16 protein-coding genes are annotated in these 13,222 nt (G+C 67.4%); 7 read left to right on the plus strand and 9 right to left on the minus strand.

Annotated features, from left to right (window positions below; all coding sequences use genetic code 11):
* Positions 1-80 precede the first annotated feature (80 nt).
* A complete protein-coding gene (rpoH, locus tag AC3B6A_RS01945) occupies positions 81-935 on the plus strand; it encodes an RNA polymerase sigma factor RpoH (protein WP_488400662.1) in 855 nt (284 codons plus the stop codon).
* Between the two features lie 79 nt (positions 936-1,014).
* Positions 1,015-1,629 carry a hypothetical protein gene (locus AC3B6A_RS01950; protein WP_488400663.1) on the plus strand — a complete coding sequence of 205 codons (615 nt, stop codon included), beginning with the start codon at positions 1,015-1,017 and terminating at the stop codon, positions 1,627-1,629.
* A gap of 43 nt (positions 1,630-1,672) precedes the next feature.
* Here AC3B6A_RS01950 and mtgA read toward each other — a convergent pair whose 3' ends face one another.
* Entirely contained in the window at positions 1,673-2,362 is a 690-nt protein-coding gene (gene mtgA / locus AC3B6A_RS01955; protein WP_488400664.1) for a monofunctional biosynthetic peptidoglycan transglycosylase, read from the minus strand.
* A 73-nt stretch (positions 2,363-2,435) separates the two neighbouring features.
* Between mtgA and AC3B6A_RS01960 the strand changes: the two genes are divergently transcribed.
* The 5 genes from AC3B6A_RS01960 to AC3B6A_RS01980 all read left to right on the plus strand — a co-directional run bounded on the left by AC3B6A_RS01960 (position 2,436) and on the right by AC3B6A_RS01980 (position 6,281).
* Positions 2,436-2,804, plus strand: coding sequence for a DUF423 domain-containing protein (locus tag AC3B6A_RS01960; RefSeq protein WP_488400665.1), 369 nt, complete (start codon positions 2,436-2,438; stop codon positions 2,802-2,804).
* A 100-nt stretch (positions 2,805-2,904) separates the two neighbouring features.
* Positions 2,905-3,105 carry a sulfur carrier protein ThiS gene (gene thiS / locus AC3B6A_RS01965; protein ID WP_205338666.1) on the plus strand — a complete coding sequence of 67 codons (201 nt, stop codon included), beginning with the start codon at positions 2,905-2,907 and terminating at the stop codon, positions 3,103-3,105.
* 60 nt (positions 3,106-3,165) lie between these two features.
* Positions 3,166-3,972, plus strand: coding sequence for a thiazole synthase (locus AC3B6A_RS01970; RefSeq protein ID WP_488400666.1), 807 nt, complete (start codon positions 3,166-3,168; stop codon positions 3,970-3,972).
* Between the two features lie 122 nt (positions 3,973-4,094).
* Positions 4,095-4,766, plus strand: a complete 672-nt coding sequence (trmB, locus tag AC3B6A_RS01975) for a tRNA (guanosine(46)-N7)-methyltransferase TrmB (RefSeq protein WP_488403478.1) — start codon at positions 4,095-4,097, stop codon at positions 4,764-4,766.
* A 168-nt stretch (positions 4,767-4,934) separates the two neighbouring features.
* Entirely contained in the window at positions 4,935-6,281 is a 1,347-nt protein-coding gene (locus AC3B6A_RS01980; RefSeq protein WP_488400667.1) for a DUF1329 domain-containing protein, read from the plus strand.
* Between the two features lie 155 nt (positions 6,282-6,436).
* Here AC3B6A_RS01980 and AC3B6A_RS01985 read toward each other — a convergent pair whose 3' ends face one another.
* From AC3B6A_RS01985 to AC3B6A_RS02020, 8 genes are all read right to left on the minus strand, one after another.
* Entirely contained in the window at positions 6,437-6,691 is a 255-nt protein-coding gene (locus AC3B6A_RS01985; protein WP_488400668.1) for a hypothetical protein, read from the minus strand.
* A 45-nt stretch (positions 6,692-6,736) separates the two neighbouring features.
* Entirely contained in the window at positions 6,737-7,060 is a 324-nt protein-coding gene (locus AC3B6A_RS01990; RefSeq protein ID WP_488400669.1) for a DUF3392 domain-containing protein, read from the minus strand.
* Positions 7,061-7,145: 85 nt separating this feature from the next.
* Positions 7,146-8,357 carry a radical SAM family heme chaperone HemW gene (hemW, locus tag AC3B6A_RS01995; protein ID WP_488400670.1) on the minus strand — a complete coding sequence of 404 codons (1,212 nt, stop codon included), beginning with the start codon at positions 8,355-8,357 and terminating at the stop codon, positions 7,146-7,148.
* Complete coding sequence (gene rdgB / locus AC3B6A_RS02000) at positions 8,354-8,947, minus strand: RdgB/HAM1 family non-canonical purine NTP pyrophosphatase (RefSeq protein WP_488400671.1); 594 nt, start codon at positions 8,945-8,947, stop codon at positions 8,354-8,356. Before rdgB ends, hemW begins: the two co-directional genes overlap by 4 nt.
* Positions 8,944-9,366, minus strand: coding sequence for a DUF4426 domain-containing protein (locus tag AC3B6A_RS02005; RefSeq protein ID WP_488400673.1), 423 nt, complete (start codon positions 9,364-9,366; stop codon positions 8,944-8,946). Before AC3B6A_RS02005 ends, rdgB begins: the two co-directional genes overlap by 4 nt.
* A gap of 20 nt (positions 9,367-9,386) precedes the next feature.
* The gene (gene metW, locus AC3B6A_RS02010; RefSeq protein ID WP_488400674.1) at positions 9,387-10,007 is read right to left on the minus strand and encodes a methionine biosynthesis protein MetW; all 621 of its coding nucleotides are present in this window, start codon (positions 10,005-10,007) and stop codon (positions 9,387-9,389) included.
* Between the two features lie 11 nt (positions 10,008-10,018).
* Positions 10,019-11,158: a homoserine O-succinyltransferase MetX gene (metX, locus tag AC3B6A_RS02015; protein ID WP_488400675.1), complete on the minus strand. Its 1,140-nt coding sequence runs from the start codon at positions 11,156-11,158 to the stop codon at positions 10,019-10,021.
* 85 nt (positions 11,159-11,243) lie between these two features.
* A complete protein-coding gene (locus AC3B6A_RS02020; RefSeq protein WP_488400677.1) occupies positions 11,244-13,211 on the minus strand; it encodes a dynamin family protein in 1,968 nt (655 codons plus the stop codon).
* Positions 13,212-13,222 lie beyond the last annotated feature (11 nt).

Here is a 13,222-nt window from a genome sequence, read left to right on the forward strand (position 1 = left end):
TGTAAAGGAACTTTTACACCCGCTTGCAGTCAGATTTCGCAGTGCTACACTGCGCGAGTTTCGTGAATCGGAGGATTCGCATGACCACTTCTCTGCAACCTGTCTATGCCCTGGCTCCCGGTGCAAACCTGGAAGCCTACGTGCACTCGGTGAACAGCATTCCGCTGTTGTCGCCGGAGCAGGAGCGCGAACTGGCCGAACGCCTCTTCTATCAGCAAGATCTGGAAGCGGCACGGCAGATGGTTCTGGCGCACCTGCGCTTCGTCGTGCACATCGCCCGGAGCTATTCCGGGTACGGCCTGTCCCAGGCCGATCTGATCCAGGAAGGCAACGTCGGCCTGATGAAGGCCGTGAAGCGCTTCAACCCGGAAATGGGTGTGCGCCTGGTGTCGTTCGCCGTCCACTGGATCAAGGCGGAAATCCACGAGTTCATCCTGCGCAACTGGCGGATCGTGAAAGTCGCGACCACCAAGGCGCAGCGCAAGCTGTTCTTCAACCTGCGCAGCCAGAAGAAGCGTCTGGCCTGGCTGAGCAACGACGAAGTGAACAGCGTCGCCCAGACCCTGGGCGTCGAGCCCCGCGAAGTCCGCGAGATGGAAAGCCGTCTCACCGGGCAGGACATGGCCTTCGATCCCGCGGCCGACGCCGACGACGAAAGCGCCTACCAGTCCCCGGCGTACTACCTGGAAGACCATCGCTACGACCCGGCGCGCCAGCTGGAGGAAGCGGACTGGAGCGACAGCTCCACCGCCAGCCTGCACGAGGCGCTGGAAGGCCTGGACGAGCGCAGCCGCGACATCCTCTACCAGCGCTGGCTGGCCGAGGAGAAGGCGACGCTGCACGACCTGGCGGCCAAGTACAACGTGTCCGCCGAGCGCATCCGCCAGCTGGAAAAGAACGCGATGAACAAACTCAAGGGCCGCATCGAAGCCTGACCGGCTTCGGCGCGCCCCGGCGAGTCCGAGAACCGCACCCTGGTGCGGTTTTTTTCTGCCCGCGCCACCGGAGAACCGCATGCCGCGCCTTCGCCCCGTCCACGGGATGTTCTTCCTGGCCATCGCCGCCCTGGCGTTCGCCCTGGGCTCCTGGGTCGCCCGCACCGCGGCGCCGCCCAAGCCGCCGCAGTGGTTCGGCGAGTGGCAGCAAAGGGCGTTCGAACCGCTGGCCGACGACCGCCTGACGCTGGGCGAGCTCCAGGCCCTGCTGCCGGGCGAGCTCTGGCTGATCGCCAGCCCGGACGGCCCGCAGCTGCACTACCGCGGCCAGTTGCACACCGACGAAGGGCTCTGGCGCGTCGAGGCGGAACTGGCGCTGAGCGAGAGCGAGCACGCCAGCCTGGCGCAGGCGACCGGCCTGCAGCCCGGCGGCAAGGACCAGCCGTTGAGCGCCGACCTGCTGCGCCAACTGGACGGCAAGCCGGTGGGCGCACTGGCGCTGGCGCCGCAGGAGGAGCTGGCCGTCGGCCGCCTGGCGGTCGGCCTGGGCGAGCCGAAGCTGCGCCTGCAGGCCGATGCCGGCGAAGCCTGGGTCTACCCCGAGCGGGGCCTGACGCTGATGCACAAGCATGGCCTGCTGCAATGGCTGCGCCTGGTGCCGCGCAGCACCTTCGAGGAGGCCGGGGCGCCCTAGGTCGGTCTCGCCACGGAAGGGGCCGCGCTGCGCCCGAAGGCTGTCACAGCCGCTCCAGGTAGTCGGCGCCGCCCAGTTGCCACATCTGCTGGCGGATCCAGGCGGCGCGCTGGCGCACATAGGCGCTGGGGCGGCTGGCGCTCCATTCGCGCGGGTTGGGCAGCACGGCGGCCAGCAGGCTGGCCTGCTGGCGCGACAGGTGCTGGGCGTCGACGCCGAAGTGGTGGCGTGCGGCGGCCTGGGCGCCGAAGACCCCGGAAGACCACTCCACGCTGTTCAGATAGACCTCGAGAATCCGCTGCTTGGGCCAGAAGGTCTCGATCAGCAGGGTGAACCAGGCCTCGAAGCCCTTGCGGACCCAGCTGCGGCCGGACCAGAGGAAGACGTTCTTCGCCACCTGCTGGCTGATGGTGCTGGCGCCGCGCACGCTGCCGCCGCGCTCGTTGTGCGCCAGCGCCAGCTGGATCGCCGGCAGGTCGAAGCCGTGGTGTTCGGCGAATTTCTGGTCCTCGCCGGCGATCACCGCGATCTTCAGGTCCGCCGGCAGTTCGTCCCAGGAGCGCCAGCTGCGCTGCAGGTCGATCGGCTCGCCGTCGAACCAGGATTCGATCTTGCGCTCCACCATCAGCATGCTTCCCGGCGGCGGCACCCAGCGCAGGACGATGACCAGCGCCACGCTGCCGGCGGCGAGCCAGAGCGCGATCTTGAACAGGCGGCGGAGGACGTTGCGCATAAGGGCGGGCTGGGCTTTGCCTGGGCGGATGAGCGGGCCATTATAGCGGCACTCGTCTGCCCGGAGCTTTCGCATGCTGCGCATCTTCCTCATGCTCGCCGCCTTTTTCGGCTTCACCGGCGTGGCGCTCGGCGCCTTCGCCGCCCACGGCCTGAAGAACCGCCTCACCCCGGAGCACCTGGCGGTGTTCCAGACCGGCGTGCACTACCAGATGCTGCATGCCCTGGCCCTGCTGGGCGTGGCGCTGCTTTCGGTGCAGGTCGGCGGCACGCTGGTGAAGCTGGCAGGCTGGGCCTTCGTCGTGGGTATCCTGCTGTTTTCCGGCAGCCTCTACCTGCTGACCCTGGCGGGCCTGGGCGTGGGCATCGTCACGCCGATCGGCGGCCTGTTCTTCCTTGTCGGCTGGGCCCTGTTGCTGGCCGCGGCCGCGCGGCTGGGCTGACCCGGGCGTCAGAAAAGCCCGAGTGCGACGCTCCGGTACCTTGGTCATCGGGCGCGATCGGGCTAGAATGCCGACCCCTCCAGCAATGACCGTCCCGCCCATGCGTATTCAGTTGAATGGCGAACCTTTCGAGCTGCCCGACGGCCACACCGTCGCCAACCTGCTCGAACGTCTCGACCTCACCGGCAAGCGTGTTGCGGTCGAGCTGAATCTGGACATCGTGCCGCGCAGCCAGCACGCCGCCACCGCCCTGAGCGAAGGCGACCAGGTGGAAGTGGTGCATGCCATCGGCGGCGGCTAGTGCCCGCCGCCACGTCTTTCAGGCCCCGCCGAGCTTTTCCTATTCCTGAGGAGTGATCCGATGAGCCAAGCTTCCTCCATCCTGCCGGTCGACAAGCCCTTCATCCTGGCTGGCCGCACCTACAACTCGCGCCTGCTGGTCGGCACCGGCAAGTACAAGGACCTCGAGGAGACCCGCGTCGCCATCGAGGCTTCCGGCGCCGAGATCGTCACCGTCGCCGTGCGCCGCACCAACATCGGCCAGAACCCGGGCGAGCCCAACCTGCTGGACGTGATCCCGCCGGATCGCTACACCATCCTGCCGAACACCGCCGGCTGCTACGACGCCGTCGAGGCCGTGCGCACCTGCCGCCTGGCCCGCGAGCTGCTGGACGGCCACAAGCTGGTCAAGCTGGAAGTCCTGGCCGACCAGAAGACCCTCTTCCCCAACGTCGTCGAGACCCTCAAGGCTGCCGAAGTGCTGGTCAAGGACGGCTTCGACGTCATGGTGTACACCAGCGACGACCCGATCATCGCCCGCCAGCTGGCCGAGATCGGCTGCATCGCGGTGATGCCGCTGGCCGGCCTGATCGGCTCCGGCCTGGGCATCTGCAACCCGTACAACCTGCGCATCATCCTCGAAGAAGCCAGCGTTCCGGTGCTGGTGGATGCCGGCGTGGGCACCGCCTCCGACGCCACCATCGCCATGGAGCTGGGCTGCGAGGCCGTGCTGATGAACACCGCCATCGCCCACGCGCAGAACCCGGTGATGATGGCCGAGGCCATGAAGCACGCCATCGTCGCCGGCCGCCTGGCCTACCTGGCCGGCCGCATGCCGCGCAAGCTGTATGCCAGCGCCTCGTCGCCGATGACCGGCCTCATCAACTAACGTCTCCACTTCGACGCGCGGGCCGGCTTGCCTGAGGCAACCGGCCCGCGCGTGCATTTACCCGCAAGGTCCGAGTCATGAGTGATACCCCCGAGAACCAGCCCGACGTCGAAAACCGGCCGCTGCGCACCATCAAGAGCTTCGTAATGCGCGCCGGCCGCATGACCGAGGGCCAGCAGCGCGGCCTCGAGCAGGGCTGGCCGAAGTACGGCCTGGAACTGGCCGACGGCCTGCGGGACTTCGACCAGGTGTTCGGCCGTAAGGCGCCGCGCACCTTCGAGATCGGTTTCGGCATGGGCCACGCCACCCTGGAGATGGCTGCCGCCGCGCCGGAGCAGGACTTCATCGGCGTGGAAGTGCATCGTCCGGGCGTCGGCGCGCTGCTCAACGGCATGCTCACCCAGGACCTCACCAACATCCGCGTCTACAGCTGCGACGCCCTGGAAGTGCTGCGCGACTGCGTGGCCGACGCCAGCCTCGACCGCCTGCTGCTGTTCTTCCCGGACCCGTGGCACAAGTCGCGCCACCACAAGCGCCGCATCGTGCAGCCGGCCTGGGCCGAGCTGGTGCGGCAGAAGCTGAAGGTCGGCGGCGTGCTGCACATGGCCACCGACTGGGAACAATATGCCGAGCACATGCTGGAAGTGATGAATGCCGCACCCGGCTATCGCAACCTTTCGGCGGACAATACCTATGTGCCGCGCCCGGATGAGCGCCCGGTGACCAAGTTCGAACGTCGCGGGGAACGACTCGGGCATGGCGTCTGGGACCTGAAGTTCGAGCGCGTCGACTGATCGACCGGAAAGGCCTGCGCTGCAGGCCTTTTTCACGGATGAACACCCTATAGACCGGGACCACCCGGCAGGCCCCCGGGGCCACCCTCACCTCCTGAATAAAAAGCGGCATCCGCCGCGGACGAAAATAAGAGTGACGGACAGGAGTCCGTCGCAAAGGAGTCTGCTGTGTTGAAGAAACTTGCTGTACTGCTGATGGCAGGGGTGTGGGCCCTGCCGGCGCAGGCGAAAGTCGATGCCGCCGAGGCGGCGCGACTGGGCCGCGACCTGACGCCGATGGGGGCGGAGAAGGCCGGCAACGCCAGCGGCACCATCCCAGCCTGGACCGGCGGCATCGCCACCCCGCCGGCGGGTTACCAGCCCGGCAACCACCATGTCGACCCCTATGCCGGCGATGCCGTGCAATACACGGTCGACAGCAAGAACCTGGCGCAGTACCAGGCGCTGCTCACCCCGGGCACCCAGGCGCTGCTGCAGGAGAACCCGGACTATTACCTGCGCGTGTTCCCCAGCCGCCGCAGCGCGGCGCTGCCCCAGCGCATCTACGACGCCACCCGCCTCAACGCCGAGAACGCCGAGCTGATCGCCGACGGCAACGGCGTGCAGGGCGCCGCCGCCGGCGTGCCGTTCCCGATCCCGAAGAGCGGCCTGGAGGCGATCTGGAACCACATCATGCGCTACCGCGGCGAGCAGATTCACATGGTCACCAACCAGGCCGCCGTGCTCGCCAGCGGCAGCTACAACCTGCTCAAGCTCGACCGCTACGTGTACTTCAACTACGGCCGCGAGGGCATGATCCCGCAGGACCTGAACAACACCCTGTTCTACTACAAGTACAACGTGGTCGCCCCGGCCAAGCTGGCCGGTTCCGCGCTGGTGGTGCAGGAGACCCTCGACCAGGTGCTGTCGATCCGCCGGGCCTGGCGCTTCAACCGTGGCGAGCGCCGCGTGCGCCGCCTGCCGAGCCTGGCCTACGACAGCCTGCAGCCGGACACCAACGGCCTGGCCACCGCCGACACCGTGGACGTCTACAACGGCGCGCCGGACCACTACGAGTGGCAGCTGCTGGGCAAGCGCGAGATGCTGGTGCCCTACAACAGCTACGCGGTGCACCAGAAGGGCATTCCCTACGCCGATATCCTGCGCACCAAGACCCTCAATCCCGAGCTGCTGCGCTACGAGCCGCACCGCGTCTGGGTGGTCGAGGCAACCCTGCGCAAGGGCATGAGCCATCCGTTCGCCAAGCGTCGCTTCTACCTGGACGAGGACAGCTGGCAGATCCTTGCCGCCGATATCTACGACCAGGACGGCAAGCTGATCCGCGCCCAGGAAGTGCACCCGATCAACTACTACGACGTGCCCATGGTGCTCAGCACCCTGGAGGCGCTGTATGACTTCGAGGGTGGGCGCTACTTCGTCGACGGCCTGGACAACAACGAGCCGATGTACGACTTCCAGGTCCCGCTGGGGCCGCGCGACTTCACCCCGCAGGCGTTGCGCCGCGAGGGTAACTGAGTCCGGCAGAGGCCGCCGCGGGGCGGCCTTTGTCTATCTGCGCGATGTGGGTGGACGGAGCCTGTAGGAGCGAGCTCGCTCGCGAACGTGCTATCCGGCGACGCCGGCGCTGAGGCGGTTCGCGAGCAAGCTCGCTCCTACCAAAAGCCCTCGCGTCACTCGATCAACTCCGCCCCCAGCACCGTGGTCTCCGGCATGCGCATCGGCGCCGGGCTGATCTGCAGGTACTTGATGCTGTTGCGCGGGATGATCAGCAGGTCGCCGTCCACCTCGATGCTGATGGCCGGCGACTCCATCTGCTTGCGGATGCCGCGGGCCACTTCGGCGGGGTCGTCGCTCTGTTGCGGGAAGCGCAGCGCCAGGCGCTGGCCGTCGGTGAAGTGCAGGTAGAGGTGCTTGATCGGCTTCATGGGTCCTCCGGCGGTGGCTGTGGCTGACCGCCGGAGGCACCGCGATCAGCTGCGGTCGGCGATCATGCCAATCACGAAGAACACTAGCAGCAGCACGGGCGCCAGGGTGTAGTTGTTGAAGTAGCCCAGGCCCTTGGCCAGCCAGGGGGTGACGAAGACCATCGCCAGGCCGTAGCCCACGGCGCAGATCAGCACGAACAGCAGGGTGCGGAAGACGAAGTTCAGGCTGCCGATGCGCTGCTGCACCCAGGTGTTGATCGCCGGGCCGAACAGCACCAGCACCGTGGCCATGATCGCCAGGGCGATGTCGGACAGGTGGCCGCGGCACCAGCGGGAGACGTTGGCAATCAGGTCGAGCGCGAAGTCCATTGGGGCTCCTTGGGGTCGAGGGTCGCCGGGGAGTGTACACGCCGGGCGACGATGACGTCGCCCGGCCCGTACTTGAGCGGGACGCTCAGGGCAGGAAGCGCTGAAGCAGATCGTTGAGGAACAGCTGGCCGCGCTCGGTGGGCGCCAGGCGCTGCGGGTCGTCGACCAGCAGGCCGTCGGCGCGGGCCTGGCGGCAGGCGTCGTCGATACTGGCCAACGGCAGGCCGGTGCGTTCGGCGAACAGGGCGGCGGGGACGCCGTCGGTCAGGCGCAGGGCGTTCATCATGAACTCGAAGGGCAGGTCGTCCGCTTCCAGTTCGCGCTCGCCGGCCTGGAAGGGCTTCTCCGGGTTCAGGTAGTCCTTCGGCAGGCGGGTCTTCCAGGTGCGCAGGATGCAGCCTTGCGGGGTGCTCAGCTTGGCGTGGGCGCCGGCGCCGATGCCGAGGAAGTCGCCGAAGGTCCAGTAGTTCAGGTTGTGCTGCGCGCGCCTGCCGTCACGGGCGTAGGCGGAGGTTTCGTACTGCGCATAGCCCGCCTGCGCGAGCAGGGCCTGGCCGGCTTCCTGGATTTCCCACAGCTGGTCGTCCTCCGGCAGCTCCGGCGGCTGGCTCCAGAACACCGTGTTCGGCTCCATGGTCAGCTGGTACCAGGACAGGTGCGTCGGCGCCAGGGCGATGGCCTGCCGCAGGTCGCCCAGCGCGTCGGCGACGCTCTGCTGCGGCAGACCGTGCATCAGGTCCAGGTTGAAGTTGTCGAAGCCGGCGCGGCGGGCCATCTCGGCGGCGCGTATCGCTTCGTCGCCGTCATGGATGCGCCCCAGCGCCTTGAGCTTTTCCGCCTGGAAGCTCTGCACGCCGATGGACAGGCGATTGATGCCCAGCGCCCGGTAATCGGCGAACTTGGCCTGCTCGAAGGTGCCGGGGTTGGCTTCCAGGGTGATCTCGATGTCGGCCTCGAAGCCGACCTGGCGTTCCAGGCCGTCGAGGATGCGCCCCAGCGCCTGGGCGGAGAACAGGCTGGGCGTGCCGCCGCCGAAGAAGATCGAGGTCAGCCTGCGGCCGTGGACGTGCGCGCTGTCGCCGGCGAGGTCCGCCAGCAGCGCCTCGACATAGGCGTCTTCCGGCAGCTCGGGCCCGGCGGCGTGGGAGTTGAAGTCGCAATAGGGGCATTTGCGCACGCACCAGGGGATGTGTACGTACGCCGCCAGGGGCGGGAGCGAGAAGCTGCAAGCTTCAAGCTGCAAGCTGTCCGTGCTCTTACTTGTCGCTTGCGGCTTGTGGCTTGCAGCTGCCTTCATAGCCCCAGCCGCTGCTTCAGCAGGGCCATGGCGCGGGCGCGGTGGCTCAGCTGGTTCTTCTGCTGTGGCGGCAGTTCGGCGCTGGAGCACTCGGCTTCCGGCACCCAGAACAGCGGGTCATAGCCGAAACCGTGCTCGCCGCGGGCTTCGCGCAGGATGCTGCCTTCCCAGAGGCCTTCGCAGAGGATCGGCAGCGGGTCTTCGGCGTGGCGGACCAGGGCCAGCACGCTGACGAAGCGGGCGCCGCGCTCCTCGTCCGGCACGTCCTTCATGACGTCGAGCAGCTTGGCGTTGTTCGCCGCGTCGCCCTGGCCGTCGGCATAGCGCGCGGAATAGATGCCCGGCGCGCCGCCGAGGCAGTCCACCGCCAGGCCCGAGTCGTCGGCCAGCGCCGGCAGGCCGGAGAGGCGCGCGGCGTTGCGGGCCTTGAGGATGGCGTTCTCGACGAAGGACAGGCCGGTCTCTTCCGGCTCCACATCACTGAACTCGCCGATCGAGCGCACCTTCACGTGGGCGCCGAGCATGGCCTGGAGTTCCTTGAGCTTGCCGGCGTTGTGACTGGCCAGCACCAGTTGTTCGAGCTTGATCATTCGTCGGGGAAGATTTCCTGCATGAAGTCGAAGCTCTGCGGGGCTTCGTCTCCGGACTGGACCTTGATGGTGAAGGTCAGGGTTTCGCGGCCTTCGATGGGGAACTGCGCCAGGTTGTAGACGGCGCCTTCCTCGACCACGCGCTTGAAGGTCAGGGGAATTTCCTGGCCCATCAGGTTCTTCGCGCTGCCGGCGACCGTGACGTTGGCCGGTTTGCCGCTGGCGTCCAGCGGCACGATGTTGACCACGCCCTGGGCCTTGCTGCGCACCACGCCCACGGCCGAGGCGACCTTGGGCTGGAGGAAGCTGGAGTTGAACACGCTGTAGTGGACCTGGAGGTCGCCCAGGCGTTTGACCTGTTCGGCGACGGCGGGCAGGGCGAGGGCCAGGCAGGCGATGAAGGTAAGCAGGCGGCGCATGATAGTTCTCCTGGGGGCGATCAGACGGCGATGCGATGGTCCTGCACGCCAGGTCCGCTGACCCGATAGATGCCGATCTCACCCAACAGATTAGGCCAAACTCGGGAGGCCCAGCCATGCTGGTGCTCGCGGTCCACCGCCAGGCGGTCGAGAACCTTCACCTGCAGCTGCTGGCACAGCGCTTCGAAGTCGCGGAAGGTGCAGAAGTGAATGTTCGGCGTGTTGTACCAAGTGTAGGGAAGGAAGTCCGACACCGGCATGCGACCGTTGCGCGCGAGGTACCAGCGGCAGCGCCAGTGGCCGAAGTTGGGGAAGGTGATGATGCAGGTCTTGCCCACCCGCAGCATTTCCGCCAGCACCTTGTCCGGGTAGCGCAGGGCTTGCAGGGACTGGGTCATCACCACCACGTCGAAGCTGTTGCTGGCGAAGTTGCCCAGGCCCTTGTCGAGGTCCTGCTCGATGACGTTGACGCCGCGTTCGATGCATTTGGCGATCTTGTCGGCGTCGATTTCCAGCCCGTAGCCGCTGACCTGCTTGTGGTCGCGCAGCCAGGCGAGCAGTTCGCCGTCGCCGCAGCCCAGGTCGAGTACCTGGCTGCCGGCGGGGATCCAGTCTTGGATGATGTCCAGGTCGGCGCGCATGGCGTTCCTTCTTATACGCTGATGCGGTTCATGTAACCGCCAAAGGCTTGCAGGTAGCGTGGAATCGGCATCAGGAAGGCGTCGTGGCCTTGCGGTGCGTCGATTTCCAGGTAGCTGACGTTCTTCTTCGCCGCCAGCAGGGCGTCGACGATTTCCCGCGAGCGCGCCGGGGAGAAGCGCCAGTCGGTGGTGAAGGACATCAGGCAGAAGTCCGCCTTCACCCCGGCCAGGGTGCGCGCCAGGTCGTCGCCGTGGGTAGCGGCCGGGTCGAAGTAGTCCAGCGCCTTGGTCATCAGCAGGTAGGTGTTGGCGTCGAAGCGGGTGGAGAATTCCTCGCCCTGGTAGCGCAGGTAGCTTTCCACCTGGAACTCGGCGCTGTGCAGGTCGTAGTTGAGCTTCTCCGACTTCATGTCGCGGCCGAACTTGGCGCCCATGGCGTCATCGGAGAGGTAGGTGATGTGCCCGACCATCCGCGCCAGGCGCAGGCCGCGCCTGGGGATCACGTCGTGTTCCTGGAAGTGGCCGCCGAAGAACTCCGGGTCGGAGAGGATCGCCTGGCGGGCGACTTCGTTGAAGGCGATGTTCTGCGCCGACAGCTTGGGCGCGCTGGCGATGCACAGGCAGTGGCGCACGCGCTCGGGGTAGCTGATGGTCCACTGCAGGGCCTGCATGCCGCCGAGGCTGCCGCCGATGACCGCCGCCCACTGGGCGATGCCCAGGCGGTCGGCCAGGCGGGCCTGGCTGTGCACCCAGTCTTCCACGGTGACCACCGGGAAGTCGGAGCCATAGACCTTGCCGGTGGCCGGGTTGAAGCTGGCCGGCCCGGTGGAGCCGTTGCAGCCGCCCAGGTTGTTCAGCGCGACGACGAAGAACTTGCGGGTGTCGATGGGCTTGCCGGGGCCGATGCAGCTGTCCCACCAGCCCGGCTTGCGGTCTTCGCTGCTGTGGAAGCCGGCGGCGTGGTGATGGCCGGACAGCGCGTGGCAGATCAGCACGGCGTTGCTCGCCATGGCGTTCAGCTCGCCGTAGGTCTCGATCACCAGCTGGTACTCGGGCAGCGCCTTGCCGCAGGCCAGGGGCAGCGGCTCGCTGAACTGCAGCGTCTGGGGGGAGACCAGACCGACGGAATCTTCGGGGAAGACTGTTGGCATCGACCCAGCTCAAGAATAAAAGGAGGGCGCCAGTCTAAAGAGCACCGCCCCCTGCGGCAAGCTCGGGGGCGGCGGGGCGCGGGGGTCAGGCGCGCTGGGTGCCGGGCAGGGTGACGACCTTGGCCTGGCGCTGCAGCGGCGAGGGGCGGCGCAACTGGCGGAGGACGTCGGTGGCCTCGGCGAGCTGCTTTTCCAGCTCTTCGGTGTAGCGCCCCATCAGCAGCGAGCGCTGGCGCGTCTGCTGGGTTTCCTGGGCGAGCGCCTTGAGCCGCAGCATGTGGGTTTCCAGCAGCTGCTTGTGCTCCAGGTTGTACTGCATCAGTGGCATCAGCGCGTCGGCGGCCCACTGCTCGGCCTCCTCGCGCAGGCGCTGGTGCAGGCCGATGACTTCCTGGGCCACGGTGGCGAAGAAGCGCCGGGTGAGGGTGCGCTGTTCGGTGAGCAGGGTCTTCAGGTGCAGGCGGAAGCGGTCGGCCTTGTCCTGCAGTTTGGCCAGTTCGCGCAGGTAGCGTTCGACGCGGAACTGCGGGGCGTCCAGGCCGTTGAGCGGGTTTTCCTGGTTGTGCCGCTGGTAGATGGCCTCGACCATGCGGTTGGCCGCCTGCGACTCGTGGTGCAGGCCGATCAGGTCGCCCTGCACGGCGCGGAAGAACTGCAGGATCGCCTGGTTGATGCCCACGGTGGTCCAGCTGCCGCGCAGCTTCTCGTGCACCTTCTTCAGGTGCTGCTCCAGGCGCTCGGGGCGCACCGCCTCGCGCAGTTGTTCGCCCTGGTGGCGCAGCAGGCGCTGGTTGGTCTTCAGGTTGAGCAGGCGCTTGTGGTGCTGGCTGTGGTCTTCCTTGGTCCTGGCGGTCAGCTCGAACAGCAGCTGGCCGCTGTCGTGCTGCTGGCTGTCGAGCAGCGCGTGCTGCTCCTTCACCTTCTCCAGGCGCACGCGCAGGGTGTGCTGGGTGTTCTGCGCCAGCGCCAGCACCTGGTCGAGCACGGTGTCTTCGAGCAGGCGTTCCTTCTGCGTGACGATGCGCTCGCAGAGCAGCTCCTCCAGGCTTTCCATCTGGCTGCGGGCGAGCAGCTCGCGGTCGCCGCGCACCTTGGCCAGCAGCGCCTGCTTGGCCGACAGCGGCAGGATGTCGTCACGGGCGATGCCCAGCTGGCGGGCGGTGGCGTCCTGGATCTGGCGGATGGCGTTCTGCACGAAGGCTTCGCCGGCCAGGTCGTCCCACAGCACGTCGATCTTGTTCAGCACCGCGTACAGGGTGGTGTGGTTGTCCTCGCCCAGCTGGCGGATGTGGTTCTGCCAGATCGCCATGTCGGAGGCGGTGACGCCGCTGTCGGCGGCCAGCAGGAAGAGGATCGACTGGGCGGCGGGGAGCATCGACAGGGTCAGTTCCGGCTCGCTGCCCAGCGCGTTCAGGCCGGGGGTGTCGAGGATGCGCAGGCCCTGGCGCAGCAGCGGGTGGTCGAAGTTGACCAGCGCGTGGCGCCAGGCCGGCACCAGCACCACGCCGGGCTTGTCGGTGGCTTCCAGCAGGTCCGGGTGGAAGCCCAGCTGGATCGCCTGTTCCACCGGCAGCGGCTTGGTCTTGGCGACCTGGGCGAAGGCCTGGGCCATGTTCGCCGGGTCCGAGGTGTCCAGCGGGATGTTCACCCAGTGCCGCGGGATGCGCTTGAACTGCGCGACGCTGGCGTCGGCCGCGCGCGTCTCGATGGGCAGCAGGCGGATGTAGGGGCGCTCCGAGCGCGGATCGAAGAACAGCTCGGTGGGGCACATGGTGGTGCGCCCGGCCTGGGACGGCAGCATGCGCCGGCCGTAGCCGGCGAAGAACAGGCTGTTGATCAGCTCGGTCTTGCCGCGCGAATACTCGCCGACGAAGGCCAGGGTGATGTGGTCGACGCGCAGCAGGCGCAGGGTGCGTTCGAGGCGGTTCTCGATGTCCGGCGTGTTCAGCCGGCAGCGTTCCAGCAGGCTGCGATAGCGGGTGATCTCCCGGACCAGCTCGCGCTTCCAGGTGACATAGGCATCGATCTGCTGACTGAGACGTTCCATGCTCATTCAGGCGTTCC

Source organism: Pseudomonas sp. B12(2026), from assembly GCF_057767015.1.